This is a genomic window from Streptomyces swartbergensis (genome assembly GCF_002148965.1).
Taxonomy (GTDB): domain Bacteria; phylum Actinomycetota; class Actinomycetes; order Streptomycetales; family Streptomycetaceae; genus Streptomyces; species Streptomyces swartbergensis.
This window is the reverse complement of record NZ_NGFN01000144.1, coordinates 1-20,534: the sequence shown is the minus strand read 5'-3', so window position 1 is coordinate 20,534 and position 20,534 is coordinate 1. Positions and strand designations below refer to the sequence as shown.

Here is a 20,534-nt window from a genome sequence, read left to right as displayed (position 1 = left end):
GGGCTAGGGAGCTGCGGGGAGCTGCGGGCCCGGTGCAGGCCCCGACTAGCGCTCCGTCACCCCGTAGAACAGCTCGTCCACCACAGCCCTGGCGCGGCGCCCCGTCCGCCGGTACGCGTCGAGCATGTCGCCGGCATGGCCGGGTCCGTAGCCCAAGTACCGTCCCACCGCGGCGAGTTCGCGGGGCTCCGTGGGGAACGTGTCGCCGGCCCGGCCTCGCACCAGCATGACCGCGTTGCGGACGCGGGTCGCGAGGACCCAGGCCTCGTCCAGGACCGCCGCGTCCTCGTCCGTGATGAGACCGGCCGTGCGGGCGGCGGCCAGGGCCTGACGCGTCCGGGTCGTGCGCAGGCCCGGCTCAGCCGCGCCGTGCCGCAGTTGCAGCAGCTGCACCGTCCACTCCACGTCGGACAGACCGCCCGGGCCCAACTTGGCGTGCAGCTTGGGGTCCGCACCGCGCGGCAGCCGCTCGGACTCCATGCGGGCCTTCAGCCGCCGGATGTCGCGGACGGCCTCGTCGGCGAGCCCGTCCGCCGGGTAGCGCAGCGGTTCGATCAGCTCGATGAACCGTCGGCCCAGGTCCTCGTCCCCGGCGACGTGTTCTGCCCGCAGCAGCGCGTGCGACTCCCAGGTCAGGGACCACCGGCGGTAGTACGCCGCGTACGAGGTGAGGGTCCGCACGAGCGGGCCGGACTTGCCCTCCGGGCGCAGGTCGGCGTCGATGAGCAGGGGCGGGTCGGAGCTGGGGATCTGGAGCAGCCGGCGCATCTCGGAGACGACCTTGTTGGCGGCCTGCCCGGCCTCCCGCTCGTCGACGCCGTCGCGCGGCTCGTGCACGAACAGCACGTCCGCGTCGGAGCCGTAGCCCAGTTCGTGGCCGCCGAACCGGCCCATGCCGATGATCGCGAACCGGGTGGGCAGGCGGTCCCCCCACCCGTCCCGCACCACCGCGCGGAGCGTGCCGGCGAGGGTCGCGGCGGTCAGGTCCGACACCGCGCCGCCGACCCGGTCCACCAGGGCGCCCGGGTCGGCCTCGACGGGCTGCTCCTCGGTGCCGTAGGAGCCGATGATGTCGGCGGCGGCCGTGCGGAACAGCTCGCGGCGGCGCACTCCGCGGGCGGCCGTGACCGCCTGGGCGGCCCCGTCGGCCCGGTTCACCGCGGCGAGTATCTCCTGCTCCAAGTGGGCCCGGGAGCGCGGCTCAAGGCCGCCGCCGTCCCCGTCGCCGAGCAGCGCCACCGCCTCCGGGGCGCGCATCAGCAGGTCCGGCGCGAGCCGGCCGGCGGACAGCACGCGGGCGAGGTTCTGCGCGGCGGCGCCCTCGTCCCGCAGCAGCCGCAGGTACCAGGGCGTCTTGCCGAGCGCGTCCGACACCTTGCGGAAGTTGAGCAGACCCGCGTCCGGGTCGGCCGAGTCGGCGAACCAGCCCAGCATGACGGGCAGCAGGGTGCGCTGGATGGCGGCCTTGCGGGTGACGCCGGACGCCAGTGCCTCCAGGTGGCGCAGGGCGGAGGCCGGGTCGGCGTAACCGAGGGCGACCATGCGCTCCCGGGCCGCCTCGGCGCTCAACCTGGCCTCGCCCGTGGCGAGTTGGGCGACCGCGTCGAGCAGCGGCCGGTAGAACAGCTTCTCGTGCAGACGCCGTACGACGCCTGCGTGCCGCTTCCACTCGCGGAGCAGCTCGGCGACCGGGTCGGTGCGCAGGCCGAGGGAGCGGCCGATGCGGCGCAGCTCGGCCTCGTCCTCCGGCACGAGGTGCGTGCGGCGCAGCCGGAACAGCTGGATCCGGTGCTCCATGGAGCGCAGGAAGCGGTAGGCCTCGTCGAGCTGGGCGGCGTCGGACCGGCCGACGTACCCGCCGGCGGCGAGGGCCTTCAGCGCGTCGAGGGTGGTGCCGCTGCGCAGCGAGGTGTCGGTCCGGCCGTGCACCAGCTGGAGGAGCTGCACGGCGAACTCGACGTCCCTGAGGCCGCCCGGGCCCAGCTTCAGCTGGCGGTCGACCTCGGCGACGGGAATGTTCTCCACGACCCGGCGGCGCATCTTCTGCACGTCGGGGACGAAGTTCTCGCGCTCGGCGGCCTTCCACACCAGCGGCTGGACGGCGGCGACGTACTCCGCGCCGAGATCGAGGTCGCCGGCCACCGGGCGGGCCTTGAGCAGCGCCTGGAACTCCCAGGTCTTGGCCCAGCGCTGGTAGTAGGCGAGGTGGCTGGAGAGGGTCCGCACGAGCGGGCCGTTCCTGCCCTCGGGCCGGAGGTTGGCGTCCACGGGCCAGATCGACCCTTCGACGGTCGTCTCCGAGCAGATCCGCATCATGTGCGAGGCGAGCCGGGTCGCGGCCCGGACGGCCTTGGTCTCGTCGGCCCCCTCGGCGGCCTCCCCGACGAAGATGACGTCGACGTCCGAGACGTAGTTCAGTTCGTGGCCGCCGCACTTGCCCATCGCGACGACCGCGAGCCGGCACAGGGCGGCGTCCTCGGGCGCGCCGGCCCCGGCGATGCGGAGGGCGGCGCGCAGGGTGGCGGTGGCCAGGTCGGCGAGCTCGGCGGCGGACTCGGCGACGCCGGTGGTGCCGCACACGTCCCGGGCGGCGATGGACAGCAGGCAGCGCCGGTAGGCGACGCGCAGGGAGACGGGGTCGGTGGCCTCCGCGAGACCGGCCTCGAACTCCTCCACCCCGGGGTGCAGGTCGTGCGCCTCGTACATGACGAGCGCCTGCCAGTCGTCCGGGTGCCGGGTGAGGTGGTCGGCGAGGGCGGTGGAGGCGCCGAGCACCCCGAGCAGCCGGTCGCGCAGCGGCTTGGACGAGATCAGCGTGTCGAGCAGCTCCCGGCGGGCGCCGGGCTCCGGCTGGGCCTCCAGCAGCCGGACCAGCCCGAGCAGCGCGAGATCGGGGTCGGCGGTGGCGCCCAGCGCGTCCAGCAGCACCGGGTCGTCGCGCAGGGGCGCGAGCTCGGCGCTGTCCAGGAGCCGCTCGGCGGCGGAGGCGTCGGTGAAGCCGTGCCGCAGCAGCCGTGTGAAGGTACTGCTCCTGCGCCCCGGCGCCGCCGTCATCCGGGCCTCCCTCGCACTGTTCCTCGGACTTGCGTCGGATCAAGGTCGTACGGCTTGAGCCTAGCCGCACGGGCCGGGGGAAGCGCCGATGAGTTCGAGGGGCGGACGGGGTCTGCCCTGTGGGGGTGCTGTGTTGAGCGAGAGGCCAGGAGGCGGCTGATGACCACCATGCGACCCGAAACCCGTCTGGATCGGCGCTACAGCGACGAGACAGCCACCGCGACCGACTGGCAGGAGGCCGAGGCGCGGCTCACGGCCGCCGAACTGTTCTGGATCACCACGGTGCGACCCGACGGCCGCCCGCACGTCACCCCGCTGCCGGCGGTCTGGTCGGACGGAGCCCTGCATTTCTGCACGGGCCCGGAAGAACGCAAGGCCAGGAACCTCGCCGAAAATCCGCACGTCGTGCTGACCACCGGCACGAACACCTGGAACAAGGGCTACGACCTGGTGGTCGAGGGCGAGGCGACGCGCGTGACCGACGACGGGCGCCTACGCGAACTGGCCGCCGCGTGGGAGGCGAAGTACGGCAGTTTCTGGCACTTCGAGGTACGGGAAGGCTATTTCCGCCACGGCGCGGGACACGCGGCCGTCTATGCGGTGGCGCCGCGCACGGTCTTCGGCTTCGGTAAGGGGGAGCCGTTCAGCCAGACGAGGTGGCGGTTCACCGATGCCTGACGAAGGAGTCACGCCATGGACTTCACACTCGAAGTCATTCCGCTGCCGGTGACCGACATCGACCGTGCCCGGGACTTCTACCGGGACAAGGTCGGCTTCCATGTGGACATCGACCAGGAGGTCATGCCCGGCATGCGGATCGTCCAGCTGACGCCTCCGGGCTCCGGCTGCTCGATCGCCCTCGGCGACTCGATCTGGGAGATGACGCCCGGCCCCACCCCGGCGCCCGGCTCCTACCAGGGCCTGCAACTGTGCGTCGCCGACATCAAGGCGGCCCACGCGGAGCTCGTCGAACGCGGCCTCGACGTCTCGGAGCCGGTCCAGTACGCCCCCGACGACGGCGCCACGTTCATGCACTTCCAGGACCCTGACGGCAACGGCTGGGCGATCCAGGAGTACCGCCGCCGGGCGACGGAGCCGCTGCACCAAGTGCTGGCGGACCTGAAGCGGCAGGGGAGCTGACGCGCGCCTGTGACGGCGTTGTCCCCGATGGTCGCTCCGGGACGCACGACGACTCCGCCGACCCCGGTGGTCCTGGGAGGTAGAAACGGACGAGGGGCCGGCGGTCGATGACCGCCGGCCCCATCCGCTGAACCAGCGGCAAACCTGCTCTGACCTGCGCTTACAACGCCGGCAGATTCTTCCGCAGCTCGAACGCCGTGACCTCGCTGCGGTACTCCTCCCACTCCTGCCGCTTGTTGCGCAGGAAGAAGTCGAAGACGTGCTCGCCGAGCGTCTCGGCGACCAGGTCGCTGCGTTCCATCAGGGTCAGGGCCTCGCCGAGGTTCTGGGGGAGCGGCTCGATGCCCATCGCGCGGCGCTCGGCGTCGGAGAGGGCCCAGACGTCGTCCTCGGCGCCCGGCGGGAGCTCGTAGCCCTCCTCGATGCCCTTCAGGCCGGCGGCGAGGAGGACGGCGTAGGACAGGTACGGGTTCGCGCCGGAGTCCAGGGAGCGGACCTCGACCCGGGCCGAGCCCGTCTTGCCGGGCTTGTACATCGGGACGCGGACCAGCGCCGAGCGGTTGTTGTGGCCCCAGCAGATGTACGAGGGGGCCTCGCCGCCCGCGCCCGCCGTGCGCTCGGCGCCGCCCCAGATGCGCTTGTAGGAGTTCACCCACTGGTTGGTGACGGCGGAGATCTCCGCCGCGTGCCGCAGCAGGCCCGCGATGAAGGAGCGGCCCACCTTCGAGAGCTGGTACTCCGAGCCCGACTCGTAGAAGGCGTTGCGGTCGCCCTCGAAGAGCGAGAGGTGGGTGTGCATGCCGCTGCCGGGGTGCTCGGAGAACGGCTTCGGCATGAACGTCGCCTGGACGCCCTGCTCCAGCGCCACCTGCTTCATGACCAGGCGGAACGTCATGACGTTGTCGGCCGTGGACAGCGCGTCGGCGTAGCGCAGGTCGATCTCCTGCTGGCCCGGCGCGCCCTCGTGGTGGGAGAACTCGACCGAGATGCCCATCGACTCCAGCATGGTGATCGCCTGGCGGCGGAAGTCCATGCCGACGTTGGTGGGGGTGTGGTCGAAGTAGCCGGAGTTGTCGGCGGGCGTCGGACGGCTGCCGTCCAGCGGCCGGTCCTTCAGCAGGAAGAACTCGATCTCCGGGTGCGTGTAGAACGTGAAGCCCAGGTCGGAGGCGCGGGCCAGGGCGCGCTTGAGCACGTAGCGCGGGTCGGCGAAGGACGGCGAGCCGTCCGGCATGAGGATGTCGCAGAACATGCGCGCCGTGCCCGGGGCCTCCGCGCGCCAGGGCAGGATCTGGAAGGTCGACGGGTCCGGCTTGGCGATCATGTCGGACTCGTAGACCCGGGCGAAGCCCTCGATGGCGGAGCCGTCGAAGCCGATGCCCTCGTCAAAGGCCTGTTCCAGTTCGGCCGGGGCCACGGCGACGGACTTGAGGAAGCCCAGCACGTCCGTGAACCACAGGCGTACGAACCGGATGTCGCGCTCCTCCAACGTCCGGAGCACGAACTCCTGCTGCTTGTCCATCTTCCGCTTCCCCATCCTTGCTGGTCAGGCCGCCTGTCTTCCGTACCACGGGAGGCGGTCGGGCACCTGAGCATCCCACCACACCACCATTTCGTACGCGTTGCGCACCATGATCGCCCGGGCGGCCCGGGACCGAACGCCTCACGTACGGCGGGTGAACTGCTCTTCCGCCCATAGTGCCTGCTCGCACCGACATCCGTAACGGCCGGTTCGGTTCGCTGCCCCACCCACTTAATTTGCATTTAAGATGCAACTTTAAATACCGTGCGCGGCAGTCGAGCCCCGAGGAGTCCCGATGCTGTCCGAGCAGTCCGCCGTCACCGTCCGCGCCACCCTCCCGGCCGTCGGCGCGGCCCTCGGCACGATCACCGAGCGCTTCTACGCCGGACTGTTCGCGGCCCACCCGGAACTGCTGAACGACCTGTTCAACCGGGGCAACCAGGCCGCCGGCACCCAGCGGCAGGCGCTCGCCGGATCCATCGCCGCCTTCGCGACGCACCTGCTCGACCACCCGGAGCAGCGGCCGGACGCGATGCTGCACCGCATCGCCCACAAGCACGCCTCCCTCGGCATCACGCCCGAGCAGTACGACATCGTCCACGAGCACCTGTTCGCCGCCATCGCCGACGTGCTCGGTGACGCCGTCACGCCCGAGGTCGCCGCCGCCTGGGACGAGGTCTACTGGCTGATGGCGAACGCCCTCATCGCCGTCGAGAAGCGGCTGCGGGAGGAGCGGGGCGGGCACGCCTGGCGGGCCTGGGAGGTCGTCGAGCGGGTCGCCGAGACCGACGACGTCGCCACGTTCCGGCTGCGGCCCGCCGACGGCGGTCCGGTGCGGGACTTCCTCGCGGGCCAGTACGTCTCCGTCCGCGTCGCGCTCCCGGACGGCGCCCGGCAGATACGGCAGTACAGCTTGTCCGGGGCGCCCGCCCCGGACCTGAGGCAGATCAGCGTGAAGCGCGCGCACGGCGACGGCACCCCCGACGGCGAGGTCTCGAACCACCTCCACGCGCGCGTGGAGGTGGGTGACCTCGTGGAGCTGTCCGAGCCCTACGGCGACCTCGTCCTGGACGCCGGCCCCGACACCCCGCTGCTGCTGGCCTCGGCGGGCATCGGCGTGACGCCGATCGCCGCGATGCCGGCCCACCTCGCCGAGTCCGGGCACCGCGCCCCGGTGACCGTCGTACACGGCGACCGCTCACCCGCCACCCACGCCCTGCGCACCGACCACGAGGCCTACGCCGCCAAGCTGCCCGACGCGTCCGTCCACTTCTGGTACGAGCAGGACGCCCCGGCGGGCACCCGCTCCGGCCTGGTCGACCTCGCCGACGTCCCGGTCGCGCCGGGCACGCGCGCGTACCTGTGCGGGCCGCTGCCCTTCATGCGGGCGGTACGGGCCCAGCTGATCGGCAAGAGCGTGGCACCGGCCGACATCCACTACGAGGTGTTCGGGCCGGACCTGTGGCCGGCGGCGCAGGCGTAGCGGGGATCTGTCAGACGGAGCCTGAGGGTCGGACAGGCCCCGAGAGTCAGACGGACCCCGAGGGCCCCCGCGAGATCCCCAGCAGCAGCGCCCCGGTCGGCTCCGCCACGATGTCCGCCACCGTGATCGGGTCCAGTGAGGCGAAGAACGCCTCCTGGGCCCGGCGCAGGGCGCCGCGCAGGCGGCAGGCGGAGTTCAGGGGGCAGGGCGTGGGGCCTTCGCAGTCGACGACGTCGCCGTCGCCCTCGAAGGCGCGCACCACGGCGCCCACGGACGCCGTACGGCCCCGCTCGGTGAGCGTGAGACCGCCGCCGCGGCCGCGACGGGCGGCCAGCAGGCCCATGTGCTGGAGCTCGGCGACGACCTTCGCCAGGTGGGTGTACGGCACGTCCATGCCGGCGGCGACGTCGCGGGTCGTCGGACTCGACTCGCCGGCGACGGCGAGCCGCATCAGGACCCGCAGGGCCAGGTCGGTGGAGCGCAGCAGCCGCATGCCCGCAGCGTAGATAATCGGTATCTTAGGTTCAAATGATCCGGATCCAGGGTTCGAACAGCGCGGATCCAGGTTCGAACAATCCGCGGAAGCTGTCGGGCACCTGTCAGTGCCGTATCGATTCAGCCCATTCCCGCGGCCGCCCTACGAGGGGCCCGGTCTCCCCCATTACGATCAGCTCACCCGACCGTCCCACTTTCCCCACGAAGGACACCCCATGGGCTCCGCCAAGAAGAGCAACACGGACCGCAAGGCGCGGATAGAGGAGATGCGGCGCGCCGAGCAGGCCCGTGAGCGCCGCAACCGGATCCTCACCATCACGGCCAGTGTCGTGATCGTCTGCGGTCTCGTCGCCGGCGGTGTCGTGCTCGTGCGGTCCCAGTCCGACGGCGGCAGCGACACCGCGGCGAGCGACTCCTCGGCCAAGGGGAAGTTCGTCACGGGCAAGGACGGCGTGAAGACCTGGGAAGGCGAGCTGGCCCGCAACCACGTCGACAAGGCGGTGAAGTACGCCTCCGTGCCGCCCGTCGGCGGTGACCACAACCCGGCCTGGATGAACTGCAACGGCGACGTCTACACCAAGGAGATCAACAACACCAACGCCGTGCACTCGCTGGAGCACGGCGCGGTGTGGGTGACGTACAACGCCGACGCGAAGAAGGCCGACATCGACGCGCTCGCGGCGAAGGTGAAGAAGACGCCGTACACGCTGATGAGCCCGCTGGGCGAGCAGAAGGACCCGATCATGCTCTCGGCGTGGGGTCACCAGCGCACGGTGACGGGCGCGAGCGACCCGAACGTCGACACGTTCTTCGAGAAGTTCGTCCAGGGCAAGCAGACGCCCGAGCCGGGCGCCGCCTGCACCAACGGGCTGTCGCAGTGAGGCAGGCCGGTCTGATCGCGGGGGCCGCGGCGACGGCGCTCGTCGCGGCCGGCGCGATCACCTACGCCGTCGCCGGGGACGACGGCGGCGGCCGGACCCCGTCCGCCGAGTCCGCGGACGCCGGGTTCGCGCGGGACATGGCGGTGCACCACCAGCAGGCCGTGGAGATGTCGTACATCGTGCGCGACCGCACGAAGGACGAGGAGGTGCGGCGCCTCGCGTACGACATCGCGCAGACACAGGCCAACCAGCGCGGCATGATGCTCGGCTGGCTCGACCTGTGGGGACTGCCCAAGGTGTCCTCGAAGCCGCCGATGACGTGGATGGACATGGGCGACATGGCCTCCGGCAAGGACGGCGCGCTGATGCCGGGCATGGCGACCAACACGGAGCTGAAGAAGCTCGGCGAACTCAGCGGCAAGCAGGCGGAGATCTTCTACCTCCAGCTGATGACGGACCATCACAAGGGCGGCGTCCACATGGCCGAGGGCTGTGTCGACAAGTGCACGGTGGGCGTGGAGAAGCGGCTCGCGCAGGGCATGGTGGACGCGCAGCGGTCGGAGATCGGCCTGATGGCGGACATGCTGAAGCAGCGGGGCGCCGCGCCGCGCGCGTAGGGCGTAAGCCTCAAATCACCCTGTATTGCGGCCTCTTGGGCTCCTCTTGGCCTCCGTAGAGCGCTTCTTGGGGTGCGCATTCCCCTGGCATGAACGGTTCGTCGCGAGAGTGGCGACCGTCGAGTGATCCACTCGCGTCGAACCGCACAGGGGGTTCCATGAGATCCAACCGCGCCAAGGCGCGCGCCGGAGTGAGCATGGCGGCGACACTGCCGATGCTCGTCGGCGCGCTGGCGCTCGGCATACCCGCGGCGCACGCCGCCGACCACCCGCTCCGCGACCTGCTCGCCGGGACCAAGCCCGCGTGGGCCACGGCCAGGGCCGACAAGGGCGCCACCTCCGACGGCGCCGGGATGTCGGCCCGGGTCTACCTCCGGGGCCGCGACGCGGCGGGCCTCGCCGCGTATGCCAAGGCCGTCTCCGACCCGACGTCGGCCTCGTACGGCAAGTACCTGACCGCCAAGCAGGCAAAGGCCCGCTTCGGCGCGACCGAGGCCCAGGTGGCGGCCGTGAAGTCCTGGCTGACGGCCGCCGGCCTGAAGGTCACCGGCGTCACGGCGCACTACGTCTCCGTCACCGGTGACGTGGCCGCCGCCGAGAAGGCGTTCGGCGCCCCGCTGCACAACTTCGCCAAGGGCTCCAAGACCTACCGCGCCCCGGCGAGCACCGCCTCCGTGCCGACGAGCCTGGCCGACGCCGTGCTGACCGTCACCGGCCTGGACAACGCCCCGCACATGGTCACGCACGACGACCGGCTGCCGCCGCCGGACACCGTGTTCCGCAACGCCGGGCCGTTCTCCTCGTACTACGGCTCGAAGACCGCGAGCACGCTGCCGGACGCGTACGGCACGAAGATCCCGTACGCGATCAAGGGCTACACCGGCAAGCAGCTGCGGGCCGCCTACGGTGCGGGCACGCGCACCGGCAAGGGCGTCCGGGTCGCCATCACGGACGCCTACGCCTCGCCGACGATCGCCTACGACGCGGCCACCTACGCCGGCAAGCACGGCGACGCGGCCTGGAAGTCCGGTCAGCTCCACCAGGTGCTGCCCAAGAAGTACACGGACACCAAGGCCTGCTCGGCGTCCGGCTGGTACGGCGAGGAGACCCTGGACGTCGAGGCCGTGCACGCGGTCGCGCCGGCCTCGGACGTCACCTACGTGGGTGCCGCGTCCTGCTCCGACGCCGACCTGCTCGACGCGCTCGGCAAGGTCGTCGACCACCACCTGGCCGACATCGTCTCCAACTCCTGGGGCGAGGTCGAGGCAGCGCAGACGCCCGACCTGGCGGCCGCCTACGACCAGGTCTTCCAGCTCGGCGCGGTCGAGGGCATCGGCTTCTACTTCTCCTCCGGCGACGACGGCGACGAGGTCGCGAGCTCCGGGACGAAGCAGGTCGACTCCCCGGCCAACTCGGCGTGGGTCACCGCCGTCGGCGGCACCTCGCTGGCCGTCGGCAAGGACGACACGTACCTGTGGGAGACCGGCTGGGGCACCGACAAGGCGAACCTGTCGGCCGACGGCAAGAGCTGGACGGACTTCCCCGGCGCCTTCACCTCCGGCGCGGGCGGTGGCACCAGCAGGACCGTCGCCGAGCCCTCGTACCAGAAGGGCGTCGTGCCGGGCGCGCTGGCGAAGGCCAACAGCACGGCGGGCAACCGGGTCGTCCCGGACATCGCGGCGATCGCCGACCCGAACACCGGCTTCCTGGTCGGCCAGACCCAGACGATGCCCGACGGGAAGACGCAGGCGTACAGCGAGTACCGCATCGGCGGCACCTCGCTCGCCGCGCCGACCATCGCCGCCATCCAGGCCCTCGCCCAGGAGGCCCGCGGCGGGACGCCGATCGGCTTCGCCAACCCGGCGATCTACGCGAAGGCCGGCTCGAAGGCCTACCACGACGTCACCGACGACCCGACGGGCTCCGGCCTGGCCGTGGCCCGCGTCGACTTCGTGAACGGCTACGACGCCACGGGCGGCCTGGCCACGTCCGTGCGCAGCATCGGCAAGGACAGCTCGCTCTCGGCCGTGAAGGGCTACGACGACGTCACCGGCGTGGGCACGCCCGCGAGCGGCTACGTCGAGTCGTACCGGCGCCGCTGACTTCCGCCGACTGACCTCCGCAAGGGGAACGGGGTGGTGTGGGATGACCCACACCACCCCATTGCGTCGCTCTGACGATTACACTGGGCCCGTGCCTCAACTACGTCTCGCCCTGAACCAGATCGACTCGAGCGTCGGCGACCTCGCCGGGAACGCGGAGTCGATCGTCCGCTGGACCCGGCACTCCGCCGAGCAGGGAGCCCATCTCGTGGCGTTTCCCGAGATGGCGCTGACCGGGTATCCCGTCGAGGACCTGGCCCTCAGGCCGTCCTTCGTGGAGGCCTCCCGGTCGGCGCTGCGGAGCCTTGCCGTCCGCCTGGCCGACGAGGGCTTCGGCGAGCTGCCGGTGATCGTCGGCTACCTCGACCGCTGCGCGACCGCCCAGCCGAAGTACGGCCAGCCGGCCGGCGCGCCGCAGAACGCGGGCGCGGTGCTGTACGGCGGCGAGGTGGTCCTGAACTTCGCCAAGCACCACCTGCCGAACTACGGCGTCTTCGACGAGTTCCGCTACTTCGTGCCCGGCGACAGCATGCCGGTCCTGCGCGTCCACGGCGTCGATGTCGCCCTGGCCATCTGCGAGGACCTCTGGCAGGACGGCGGCCGTGTCCCCGCGGCGCGCTCGGCGCAGGCGGGCCTGCTGGTCTCGATCAACGCCTCCCCCTACGAGCGCAACAAGGACGACACGCGCCTGGAGTTGGTCCGCAAGCGGGCCCAGGAGGCCGGCTGCACCACGGCCTACCTCGCCATGATCGGTGGCCAGGACGAGCTGGTGTTCGACGGCGACTCGATCGTCGTGGACAAGGACGGCGAGGTCGTGGCGCGGGCGCCGCAGTTCTCCGAGGGCTGCGTCGTCCTGGACCTGGACCTGCCGGCGGCGTCGGCGGACGCGCCGGCAGGCGTGGTGGACGACGGCCTGCGCATCGACCGGGTGGTGCTGTCGGAGGAGCCGGTCGTCGCCGCGTACGAGCCCGAGCTCACCGGTGGCTACGCCGACCGCCTGGACGACGACGAGGAGGTCTACTCGGCGCTGGTCGTGGGCCTGCGGGCGTACGTCGCGAAGAACGGCTTCAAGTCGGTCCTGATCGGCCTGTCGGGCGGCATCGACTCCTCGCTGGTCGCGGCGATCGCGTGCGACGCGGTGGGCGCGCAGAACGTGTACGGCGTGTCGATGCCGTCGAAGTACTCCTCGGACCACTCCAAGGACGACGCGGCGGAACTGGCCCGCCGCACCGGCCTGAACTACCGCACGGTCGCCATCGAGCCGATGTTCGACGCGTACATGGGCGCCCTGGGCCTGTCGGGCCTGGCCGAGGAGAACCTCCAGTCACGCCTGCGCGGCACGCTGCTCATGGCCATCTCCAACCAGGAGGGCCACATCGTCCTGGCCCCCGGCAACAAGTCGGAACTGGCGGTCGGCTACTCCACGCTCTACGGCGACTCGGTGGGCGCCTACGGCCCCATCAAGGACGTCTACAAGACGTCGATCTTCCGCCTGGCCGAGTGGCGCAACCGGGCCGCCCGGGAACGCGGCCAGACCCCGCCGATTCCCGAGAACTCCATCACCAAGCCCCCGAGCGCGGAACTCCGCCCGGGCCAGGTCGACACGGACTCGCTCCCCGACTACCCGGTGCTGGACGCGATCCTGGAGCTCTACGTCGACCAGGACCGCGGCGCCGACGAGATCGTCGCGGCCGGTTACGACCGCGCGCTGGTCACGAAGACCCTGCGCATGGTCGACACGGCCGAGTACAAGCGACGGCAGTACCCGCCGGGCACGAAGATCTCGGCGAAGGGCTTCGGCAAGGACCGCCGACTGCCGATCACGAACAGCTGGCGGGAGTCGGTCTGACGGGTTCGCCGATCACTTGGTGGGAGCCCGGGCCGCGGCGCGGACTCCCCAACCGGTGCCTCAGGGCACAGTGACGACGATCTTGCCGCGCGCATGGCCGTCGGCGCTCTCCTCATGTGCCACGGCGATGTCCTTCAGCGGGAACACCCTGTGCACCGGGACGGTCAGGCGGCCTTCCTCCGCGAGGGACGCGGCGTGCGGCAGGCCTGACCAGCCGGGCTCGCCCACTCCGGAGCGGGAGAGGCGTACTCCGTGGCGGGCGGCGTCGAAGTCGGCGATCGTCACCACGCGGTGCGGGTCTCCGGCGATGGTCACCAGGTCGGCCAGGGAGCCCTTGCCCGCCGCGTCCAGCACCACGTCGACGCCCTGGGGGGCGAGTGGGGCCAGGCGGTCGGCCAGGCCGCGGCCGTAGGTGACCGGTGTGACGCCGAGTCCGTCGAGGAAGGCGTGGTTGCGTTCGCTCGCGGTGCCGATCACGGTCAGTCCGCGGGCCCTGGCCAGCTGCGCGGTCATCGTGCCGACGCCGCCGGCCGCACCCTCGATCAGGAGGGTCATGCCCTCGACGGCCCCCAGGGCGTCCAGCACACGCGTGGCCGTCTCCACGTTGCCGGCGGCACCGCCCGCCGCCTCGAAGGACCAGGCCCGGGGCTTGTGAGCCCAGCCCTCCAGTACCGCGTACTGGGCGGAAGCCCCGCCCAGCCGGGCCAGGGGGACGAGGCCGAACACCGCGTCTCCCACCGACGTGCCGGTCACCCCTTCGCCGACCTCGTCGACGACTCCGGCGGCGTCCATGCCGGGGATGTGGGGGAACCGCAGGGAGGCCATCTCCTTCAACATCCCTGAGCGCAGGTACCAGTCGGCGGGGGTGACGCCCGTGGCACGCACCGAGACACGGACCTGACCCGGGCCGGCGTGGGGTTCCTCGGCCTCCTCCACGGAGAGGACCTCGGGACCGCCGTAGCGGTGGTAGCGCGCAGCCAGCACTGACAACCTCCGTGTGTCCGGGAGTGGTTCACGGAGAACCTCCCGGAACCGGTGGGGTGTTCCCCCCTCGCCGAAGTGAGAGACCGACCCACCGGGCCCTCTCGGTTGCCGTGCGCACAGAGCGGCGGTCCGCGGGACACCCCCGCGGACCGCCGCCCGAGTCACGGCGCCGGCGCACCGGCCCCGGTCAGCGGCGCACCGCTTCCGCCTCCTGCGGGACGTGGCTCGCGACGACCCGCTCGCGGCCGCCGGCCGGCGCGGTGCGCCGGTCCACCGCGTACGCCAGCGACGCCACGCCGAGGCCGAGCACGGCCAGGGCCGCGCCGGCCAGGGCCGGGGAGGTGACCCCGAAGCCCGCGGCCAGGGCGAGGCCGCCGATCCAGGCGCCGCCCGCGTTGGCCAGGTTGAAGGCGGCCTGGTTGGCGGAGGAGGCCAGGGACGGGGCCGACGCGGCCTTGTCCATGACCATCAGCTGGAGCGGGGAGCCGGTGGCGAAGGCCGCCATGCCGAGCAGGATCACGGCGACGGCGGCGGTGATTTCCGTGCGCATCAGCAGCGGGAACAGCGCCAGTACCGCCACCAGAGCGCCCAGGCCGCCGAACAGCGTGCCCCGCAGGGAGTGGTCGGCCAGGCGGCCGCCCAGCAGGTTGCCGGCGGTCGCGCCGACACCGAACAGGGCCAGCAGCAGGGTCGCGCTGGCGCCGGTGTAGCCGGCGGCGTCCGTGAGCATGGGCGTGATGTAGCTGTAGGCCGCGAAGAGGGCGCCGAAGCCCGCGACCGTCGTGCCGAGCGACAGCCAGACCGGGACGGAGCGCAGGGCGGCCAGTTCACCGCGCAGGCCCTTCGCGGTGGCGTGCTCGTGGTCCTGCGGGATCAGGAACGCGAGCGCGGCGATCGCCGCCAGGCCGATGGCGCTGACGCCGAGGAAGGTCGCCCGCCAGCCGAGCTGCTGGCCGACGAGGGTCGCGACGGGCACGCCCACGACGTTGGCGACCGTCAGGCCGAGGAACATCAGGGAGACCGAGCGCGCCTTGCGTTCGGGGGCGACCATGTTCGTCGCGACGACGGCGCCGACGCCGAAGAAGGCGCCGTGCGGCAGACCGCTCAGGAAGCGGGCCGCCAGCAGCCAGCCGTTGTCGGGAGCCAGGGCCGACAGCGCGTTGCCCGCGACGAACAGCCCCATCAGCCCGATCAGGACCGTACGGCGGGACATCCGGGCGGTGACCGCGGCCAGCAGCGGGGCGCCGATGACGACGCCCAGCGCGTACGCCGACACCAGGTGGCCGGCGCTGGGTATGGAGATGTTCAGGTCGTCCGCGACATCGGGCAGCAGCCCCATCATCACGAACTCGGTCGTACCGATGCCGAAGGCGCCCACGGCGAGGGCGAGCAGGGCCAGGGGCATGAAGGAGCCTTTCGAGACTTGCGGGGATCCGTACTTCGTGACTTCGTATGTTCAAGTACGGAACAAAGTCTCGCAGGCCGACTATTCCGGGAGGCCTCCAGGAAGTGAAGCCGCGGTTGCCGATTCCTGCCGGATAGGCCCTGAGCTGCGGTTTTCCTCAGCCGCCTGTGGCGACACTCACACGGGCCGCGACGGGCAGATGGTCGCTGGGGGTCTGCGGGAGGGTCCAGGAGCTCTCCGGCTTCAGGCCCCTGACCATGATCTGGTCGATGCGCGCCATCGGGAACGACGCCGGCCAGCTGAACCCGAAGCCGTTGCCGGCGGCGCCCTGCGTGGAGCGCATCTGGGAGGTGACGGCGTTGAGCGCGCGGTCGTTCATCGTGCCGTTCAGGTCGCCGAGCAGCACGACGTTCTTCAGCGGTTCGTGGGCGATGGCCTCGCCCAGGAAGTCGGCGCTCCGGTCGCGCTGCCGGGCCGTGAACCCGGCCTCCAACTTCACGCGCACGGACGGCAGGTGGGCGACGTAGACGGCGACCTGCCCGGCCGGGGCGGTCACGGTGGCGCGCATGGCCCGCGTCCAGCCCAGGTCGATGTCGACGGCCCGCACACCGGTCAGCGGGTACTTGCTCCACAGCCCGACCGTGCCCTGCACCGAGTGGTACGGGTACGTCGAGTCCAGCGCCCGCTCGTACGTCGGGACCGCGTCCGCCGTCAGCTCCTCCAGGGCCACCACGTCCGCCCCGGAGGCGGCCACGTCACGGGCGGTGCCGGCCGGGTCGGGGTTGTCCGCGTTGACGTTGTGCGTGGCCACGGTGAGGTCGCCGCCGGTGGCGGTCTTGTCGCTGACCTGGCCGCCGAAGAGGTTCAGCCAGACCATGGCCGGCAGCAGCACCACGATCAGGGCGGTCGCGGACTTGCGGACCACGGCGACCAAGAGCAGCACCGGGATGAAGAGGCCGAGCCAGGGCAGGAACGTCTCGATGAGGCTGCCCAGGTTGCCGATCGTGTTCGGGATGCGCGAGTGCAGCACCATGACCACGGCCAGCAGCACCGCGCACGCGGCCACGACGATCCCGCGCCGCCAGATCTGCCGGTCCCCGCGCCAGTCGCCGAGGAACCGGTCGAACAGGCGCCGAAGCCGGTCTCCCCGGGACTCGGGCCCCGAGCCGCCGTTTGCCGTCTCCGTCATGTACGCCTGCTGCTGCGCCATACCGTCGCCTCACTGCCTGCCGTGCACACCATCGCCCCCGTGTCTACGACCCTAGGGGATGATCCGTTCCGTTCCCGCCGTCCCTCGACGGCCGTACGGGGGCGAGGACGTTCGAGCCCACGGGACGAGTTCCGATCAGGCCCGGAGTAAGCGCCCTCTGTGACGAAACGCGCACACTAGGACCCGCGAGCTGCGGAACTGACGGGCCGTAGGCCTTCGAGGAGCGTGTCGACGACCTGGGCGGCGAGGTCGTCGGGGAGGTCGGCGTCCGGGCGCAGGACGGAGCGCACGAGCACGGGGCCGATGAACATGTCGCTCAGCAGTTCGATGTCGATGTCCGTGCGCAGTTCGCCGTTCTCCTGCCCCCGGCGCAGGATCTCCAGGCCGAGCCGGCGGCGCGGTGCGAGGACGGCGGTCTCGTACGCCGCCCAGATCTTCGGGCTGCTCTTCATCTGGGCGTGCACGTTGGTCAGGATCGCCGAGGAGCGGTTGGCCAGGCCGCGCCGGCGCGCCTGTTCCAGCAGGGCCACGAGGTCGTCGCGCGTGGAGGTGCCGGGGAGCGGGGGCCCGGGGGGTTCGGCGGCGCGCAGGACGTCGGCGAAGAGCTCCTCCTTGCCGCTCCAGCGGCGGTAGATGGTGGCCTTGCCGACGCCGGCGGTGCGGGCGATCCGCTCGATGGACAGCTCCGCGAGGGGCACGCCCTCCTCCAGGAGCCTCATCACGCCCTCGATGATGGCGCGCTCCACGGCCTCGCTTCTGGGGCGGCCCCTCGGGGGGCCGCCCGGCCGGGGATGCCGTTCGGCGAGGCTCACGTCGCTGCGTCCTTTCCTGGGCGGGTGAGGATGATTCTCGCGCAGGTCTACGACCGCGTGTCCGAGGTCTACGACCGCGCGTCCGACAACTCCCTCTCCTCCTCCCCCTGCTGCGGCTCCGGCTGCCTGCCGGGCAGGAACAGCGCCACGACGACCGCGCCGATCAGTGCGACGCCCGCTCCCCATAGGGCGGTGACGTGCATCGCGTGCAGGAACGCGTCGTAGGCCGGGGTGACCAGGGCCTTGCCCTGCGGGCCCAGCTTCGCGGCGACGCCGAGGGTGGCCTCGATGGACTCCCCCGCGGTGTGCCGGAGGGCCGGCGGCAGTTGGCCGAGCTTGTCCTCGATGCCCGTGCGATACGCCGCGGACAGCACCGAGCCCAGCACGGCGATGCCCAGGGCACCGCCGACCTGCCGGAAGGTGTTGCTGAGCGCGGAGGCCGAGCCGGCCTTCTCGCGGGGCAGGGCCTGCATGATGACGACGCTGACCGGCGTCATGACGTGCGCCATGCCGGTGCCCATCAGGAAGAAGATCACTTCCAGGATCCAGATGGGCGTGTCGGCGTCCAGCGTGGCGAAGGCGGCCAGCATCGCGGCGAGGACCAGCATTCCGGCGGTCGTGGTGGCCTTGTTGCCGAAGCGGTCGACCAGCAGCCGGGCGCGCGGCGCGAAGATCAGCTGGGCGGCGGCCAGCGGCAGCATCAGCAGACCCGTCTGGAGCGGCGAGTAGCCGCGCACGCTCTGCGTGTAGAAGACCGAGAAGAAGGTCACGCCCATCAGCGCGAAGAAGACCAGCGCGATGGCGGCGATGGCGGCCGAGAAGACCTTGTTCTTGAAGTACGTGACGTCGATGGACGGGTGGTCGGTGCGCTTCTCGAACACGACGAAGGCGACGAGCACGGCGAGCCCCGCGCCGATCGTCGCCAGCACCGTGGCATCGGTGAAGTCGGCGAGCTGGCCGCCCTTGATGATGCCGTAGACGAGCAGCACCAGGCCGACCACGGACAGCACGACGCCCACGGGGTCGAGGCGGCCGGGGCTGGGGTCGCGGGAGTCGGGCACCAGCCACAGCATCAGCGCGAGCGCGAGCAGCACGATCGGCACATTGACGAGGAAGACCGAGCCCCACCAGAAGTGGTCGAGGAGCACGCCGCCGGTGATCGGGCCGATGGCGATGGCGAGACCGACGCCGCCCGCCCAGATGCCGATGGCCTTCGGCTGCTCCTCGCGCTCGAAGACGTTCATGAGGACGGCGAGCGTGGCCGGCATGACGAACGCGGCCCCGAGGCCCATGACGGCCCGGAAGGCGATGAGCTCACCCGGGGAGCCGGAGAAGGCGGCGAGCGCGGAGCCGACGCCGAACACCGCGAGCCCGCCGAGCAGCACCTTCTTGCGGCCCAGCCGGTCCCCCAGCAGACCGGCGCTGAACAGCAGGCCCGCGAAGACGAGGGTGTAGGCGTTGATCGCCCACTCCAGCTCGCTCTGCGTCGCCCCCAGGCCGGTCGGGGCGGGTGTGGAGATCGTCTTGATGGCGACGTTCAGGATCGAGTTGTCGAGGACGACGATCAGCAGGCTGAGCATCAGCACGCCGAGGATCGCCCACCGGCGCCGGTGCACCGCTTCCGGTATGCGAGGGCCGGTGGGGGCGGCACGGTCGGCAGGAGTAGTCATGCCGTCGACCCTAGAGCCATTTCGATACGAGACCGTCTCGTATTGGAATACTTTTACCGAGCCCTTACGAGCACTGTGCTTCACGGCGCCGGGCGGAACTCACAGGGGCTCCCCTAGCCCTGGATGACACGAGGTGCCACCATGGACGTGGTCCGGGGACGCCGTCAGGGCGCCTCGAGATGACGTGTGAGGAGCCGTGCAATGACGCAGCTTCCGGCTGCCCAGAGTGCTCAGAAGAAGTCCTCCGACGGCGGCAAGACGCTGTACGGGGGCAAGGGAACCCGCCGCATCACCGTGCGGGACATCGCCGCCGCCAAGGAGCGCGGCGAGAAGTGGCCCATGCTCACCGCCTACGACGCGATGACCGCGTCCGTCTTCGACGAGGCCGGGATCCCGGTCATGCTCGTCGGCGACTCGGCGGGCAACTGCCACCTCGGGTACGAGACGACCGTGCCCGTCACCCTCGACGAGATGACCATGCTGTCGGCGGCGGTCGTACGGGGCACCTCGCGCGCCCTGATCGTCGGCGATCTGCCCTTCGGCTCCTACCAGGAGGGTCCGGTGCAGGCGCTGCGCTCGGCGACCCGGCTGGTCAAGGAGGCGGGCGTGCAGGCCGTGAAGCTGGAGGGGGGCGAGCGGTCGCACGAGCAGATCCGGCTGCTCGTCGAGTCCGGCATCCCGGTCATGGCGCACATCGGCCTGACCCCGCAGTCCGTCAACTCGATGGGCTATCGCGTGCAGGGGCGGGGCGAGGAGGCGGCCCAGCAGCTGCTGCGGGACGCCAAGGCCGTGCAGGACGCGGGCGCGTTCGCCGTGGTGCTGGAGCTGGTTCCCGCGGAGCTGGCGGCCGAGGTGACGCGGGTGCTGCACATCCCGACCGTCGGGATCGGCGCGGGTCCCGAGACGGACGCGCAGGTGCTGGTGTGGACGGACATGCTGGGTCTGACCGGCGGTCGCGTCCCGAAGTTCGTGAAGCAGTACGCGAATCTGCGTGAGGTCATGGGGAACGCGGCGAAGGCGTTCGCGGAGGACGTCGTGGGCGGAACGTTCCCGCTGGAGGAGCACAGCGTCCACTGAGCCACTGAGCACTGAGCCACTGTGGCACCACTGGCAGCCCGTCGATCTTCCCCCGTCGACGGGCTGTCTGCCTTCGCGCCTGTGCCGGTGCTGTCGGTCGACCAGGGCCCCCGCAGCGTCCGGATCGCTATCCTCCTGATGGGGCGCGCCCGGCGAACCGAGGGGGTCTGATGGCAAGTGGGCGGATCATCGCCGGCAGTGGTGCCGCGGCGACGGTGGTGCTGGGTGTGGTC

The 20,534-nt window shown here is 71.5% G+C and carries 16 protein-coding genes; 8 read left to right on the top strand and 8 right to left on the bottom strand.

The features are described from left to right. Nucleotides 1-45: 45 nt before the first annotated feature. A complete protein-coding gene (locus CA983_RS22690; RefSeq protein WP_086602740.1) occupies nucleotides 46-3,054 on the bottom strand; it encodes a bifunctional [glutamine synthetase] adenylyltransferase/[glutamine synthetase]-adenylyl-L-tyrosine phosphorylase in 3,009 nt (1,002 codons plus the stop codon). Nucleotides 3,055-3,213: 159 nt separating this feature from the next. On the opposite strand from CA983_RS22690, the gene CA983_RS22685 reads away from it, so the two are divergent. Both CA983_RS22685 and CA983_RS22680 read left to right on the top strand, forming a co-directional pair. Beyond that, complete coding sequence (locus CA983_RS22685; protein WP_086602739.1) at nucleotides 3,214-3,732, top strand: pyridoxamine 5'-phosphate oxidase family protein; 519 nt, start codon at nucleotides 3,214-3,216, stop codon at nucleotides 3,730-3,732. 15 nt (nucleotides 3,733-3,747) lie between these two features. Further along, nucleotides 3,748-4,194, top strand: coding sequence for a VOC family protein (locus tag CA983_RS22680; RefSeq protein WP_086602738.1), 447 nt, complete (start codon nucleotides 3,748-3,750; stop codon nucleotides 4,192-4,194). Nucleotides 4,195-4,354: 160 nt separating this feature from the next. Here the strand turns inward: CA983_RS22680 and glnA are convergent, their stop codons facing one another. Beyond that, nucleotides 4,355-5,716, bottom strand: a complete 1,362-nt coding sequence (gene glnA, locus CA983_RS22675) for a type I glutamate--ammonia ligase (protein WP_010037011.1) — start codon at nucleotides 5,714-5,716, stop codon at nucleotides 4,355-4,357. Nucleotides 5,717-6,011: 295 nt separating this feature from the next. Between glnA and CA983_RS22670 the strand changes: the two genes are divergently transcribed. Then, nucleotides 6,012-7,199, top strand: coding sequence for a globin domain-containing protein (locus CA983_RS22670; protein WP_086602737.1), 1,188 nt, complete (start codon nucleotides 6,012-6,014; stop codon nucleotides 7,197-7,199). A 46-nt stretch (nucleotides 7,200-7,245) separates the two neighbouring features. Here the strand turns inward: CA983_RS22670 and CA983_RS22665 are convergent, their stop codons facing one another. Continuing rightward, nucleotides 7,246-7,692: an RrF2 family transcriptional regulator gene (locus CA983_RS22665; RefSeq protein ID WP_086602736.1), complete on the bottom strand. Its 447-nt coding sequence runs from the start codon at nucleotides 7,690-7,692 to the stop codon at nucleotides 7,246-7,248. A gap of 217 nt (nucleotides 7,693-7,909) precedes the next feature. On the opposite strand from CA983_RS22665, the gene CA983_RS22660 reads away from it, so the two are divergent. The 4 genes from CA983_RS22660 to CA983_RS22645 all read left to right on the top strand — a co-directional run bounded on the left by CA983_RS22660 (nucleotide 7,910) and on the right by CA983_RS22645 (nucleotide 13,143). After that, nucleotides 7,910-8,575 (top strand): DUF3105 domain-containing protein, encoded by a 666-nt coding sequence (locus tag CA983_RS22660; RefSeq protein ID WP_086602735.1) that lies wholly within the window; start codon nucleotides 7,910-7,912, stop codon nucleotides 8,573-8,575. Next, the gene (locus CA983_RS22655) at nucleotides 8,572-9,192 is read left to right on the top strand and encodes a DUF305 domain-containing protein (protein WP_086602734.1); all 621 of its coding nucleotides are present in this window, start codon (nucleotides 8,572-8,574) and stop codon (nucleotides 9,190-9,192) included. Before CA983_RS22660 ends, CA983_RS22655 begins: the two co-directional genes overlap by 4 nt. Before the next feature lie 158 nt (nucleotides 9,193-9,350). After that, nucleotides 9,351-11,294: a S53 family peptidase gene (locus CA983_RS22650; protein WP_086602733.1), complete on the top strand. Its 1,944-nt coding sequence runs from the start codon at nucleotides 9,351-9,353 to the stop codon at nucleotides 11,292-11,294. Nucleotides 11,295-11,385: 91 nt separating this feature from the next. Continuing rightward, nucleotides 11,386-13,143, top strand: a complete 1,758-nt coding sequence (locus CA983_RS22645; protein ID WP_167407435.1) for an NAD+ synthase — start codon at nucleotides 11,386-11,388, stop codon at nucleotides 13,141-13,143. A gap of 60 nt (nucleotides 13,144-13,203) precedes the next feature. Here the strand turns inward: CA983_RS22645 and CA983_RS22640 are convergent, their stop codons facing one another. The 5 genes from CA983_RS22640 to CA983_RS22620 form a co-directional block, all read right to left on the bottom strand. Further along, nucleotides 13,204-14,127, bottom strand: a complete 924-nt coding sequence (locus CA983_RS22640) for an NADP-dependent oxidoreductase (RefSeq protein WP_086602731.1) — start codon at nucleotides 14,125-14,127, stop codon at nucleotides 13,204-13,206. Between the two features lie 187 nt (nucleotides 14,128-14,314). Continuing rightward, the gene (locus CA983_RS22635) at nucleotides 14,315-15,532 is read right to left on the bottom strand and encodes an MFS transporter (RefSeq protein WP_086602730.1); all 1,218 of its coding nucleotides are present in this window, start codon (nucleotides 15,530-15,532) and stop codon (nucleotides 14,315-14,317) included. Nucleotides 15,533-15,689: 157 nt separating this feature from the next. Next, nucleotides 15,690-16,742: an endonuclease/exonuclease/phosphatase family protein gene (locus CA983_RS22630; RefSeq protein WP_086602729.1), complete on the bottom strand. Its 1,053-nt coding sequence runs from the start codon at nucleotides 16,740-16,742 to the stop codon at nucleotides 15,690-15,692. 176 nt (nucleotides 16,743-16,918) lie between these two features. After that, entirely contained in the window at nucleotides 16,919-17,554 is a 636-nt protein-coding gene (locus CA983_RS22625) for a TetR/AcrR family transcriptional regulator (protein WP_086602728.1), read from the bottom strand. Between the two features lie 68 nt (nucleotides 17,555-17,622). Beyond that, nucleotides 17,623-19,224, bottom strand: a complete 1,602-nt coding sequence (locus tag CA983_RS22620) for an MFS transporter (RefSeq protein ID WP_086602727.1) — start codon at nucleotides 19,222-19,224, stop codon at nucleotides 17,623-17,625. A gap of 201 nt (nucleotides 19,225-19,425) precedes the next feature. Here CA983_RS22620 and panB point away from each other — a divergent pair, with 201 nt between their 5' ends. Next, nucleotides 19,426-20,301 carry a 3-methyl-2-oxobutanoate hydroxymethyltransferase gene (gene panB / locus CA983_RS22615; RefSeq protein WP_086602726.1) on the top strand — a complete coding sequence of 292 codons (876 nt, stop codon included), beginning with the start codon at nucleotides 19,426-19,428 and terminating at the stop codon, nucleotides 20,299-20,301. The last annotated feature ends 233 nt before the right edge of the window (nucleotides 20,302-20,534 follow it).

Excerpts from the sequence above, each read along its gene's own strand:
- panB (WP_086602726.1), top strand. The coding sequence starts at position 19,426 with ATGACGCAGCTTCCGGCTGCCCAGAGTGCTCAGAAGAAGTCCTCCGAC.
- CA983_RS22630 (WP_086602729.1), bottom strand. The coding sequence starts at position 16,742 with ATGGCGCAGCAGCAGGCGTACATGACGGAGACGGCAAACGGCGGCTCG.
- CA983_RS22665 (WP_086602736.1), bottom strand. The coding sequence starts at position 7,692 with ATGCGGCTGCTGCGCTCCACCGACCTGGCCCTGCGGGTCCTGATGCGG.
- CA983_RS22690 (WP_086602740.1), bottom strand. The coding sequence starts at position 3,054 with ATGACGGCGGCGCCGGGGCGCAGGAGCAGTACCTTCACACGGCTGCTG.
- glnA (WP_010037011.1), bottom strand. The coding sequence starts at position 5,716 with ATGGACAAGCAGCAGGAGTTCGTGCTCCGGACGTTGGAGGAGCGCGAC.
- CA983_RS22635 (WP_086602730.1), bottom strand. The coding sequence starts at position 15,532 with ATGCCCCTGGCCCTGCTCGCCCTCGCCGTGGGCGCCTTCGGCATCGGT.
- CA983_RS22685 (WP_086602739.1), top strand. The coding sequence starts at position 3,214 with ATGACCACCATGCGACCCGAAACCCGTCTGGATCGGCGCTACAGCGAC.
- CA983_RS22680 (WP_086602738.1), top strand. The coding sequence starts at position 3,748 with ATGGACTTCACACTCGAAGTCATTCCGCTGCCGGTGACCGACATCGAC.
- CA983_RS22670 (WP_086602737.1), top strand. The coding sequence starts at position 6,012 with ATGCTGTCCGAGCAGTCCGCCGTCACCGTCCGCGCCACCCTCCCGGCC.
- CA983_RS22620 (WP_086602727.1), bottom strand. The coding sequence starts at position 19,224 with ATGACTACTCCTGCCGACCGTGCCGCCCCCACCGGCCCTCGCATACCG.
- CA983_RS22650 (WP_086602733.1), top strand. The coding sequence starts at position 9,351 with ATGAGATCCAACCGCGCCAAGGCGCGCGCCGGAGTGAGCATGGCGGCG.
- CA983_RS22660 (WP_086602735.1), top strand. The coding sequence starts at position 7,910 with ATGGGCTCCGCCAAGAAGAGCAACACGGACCGCAAGGCGCGGATAGAG.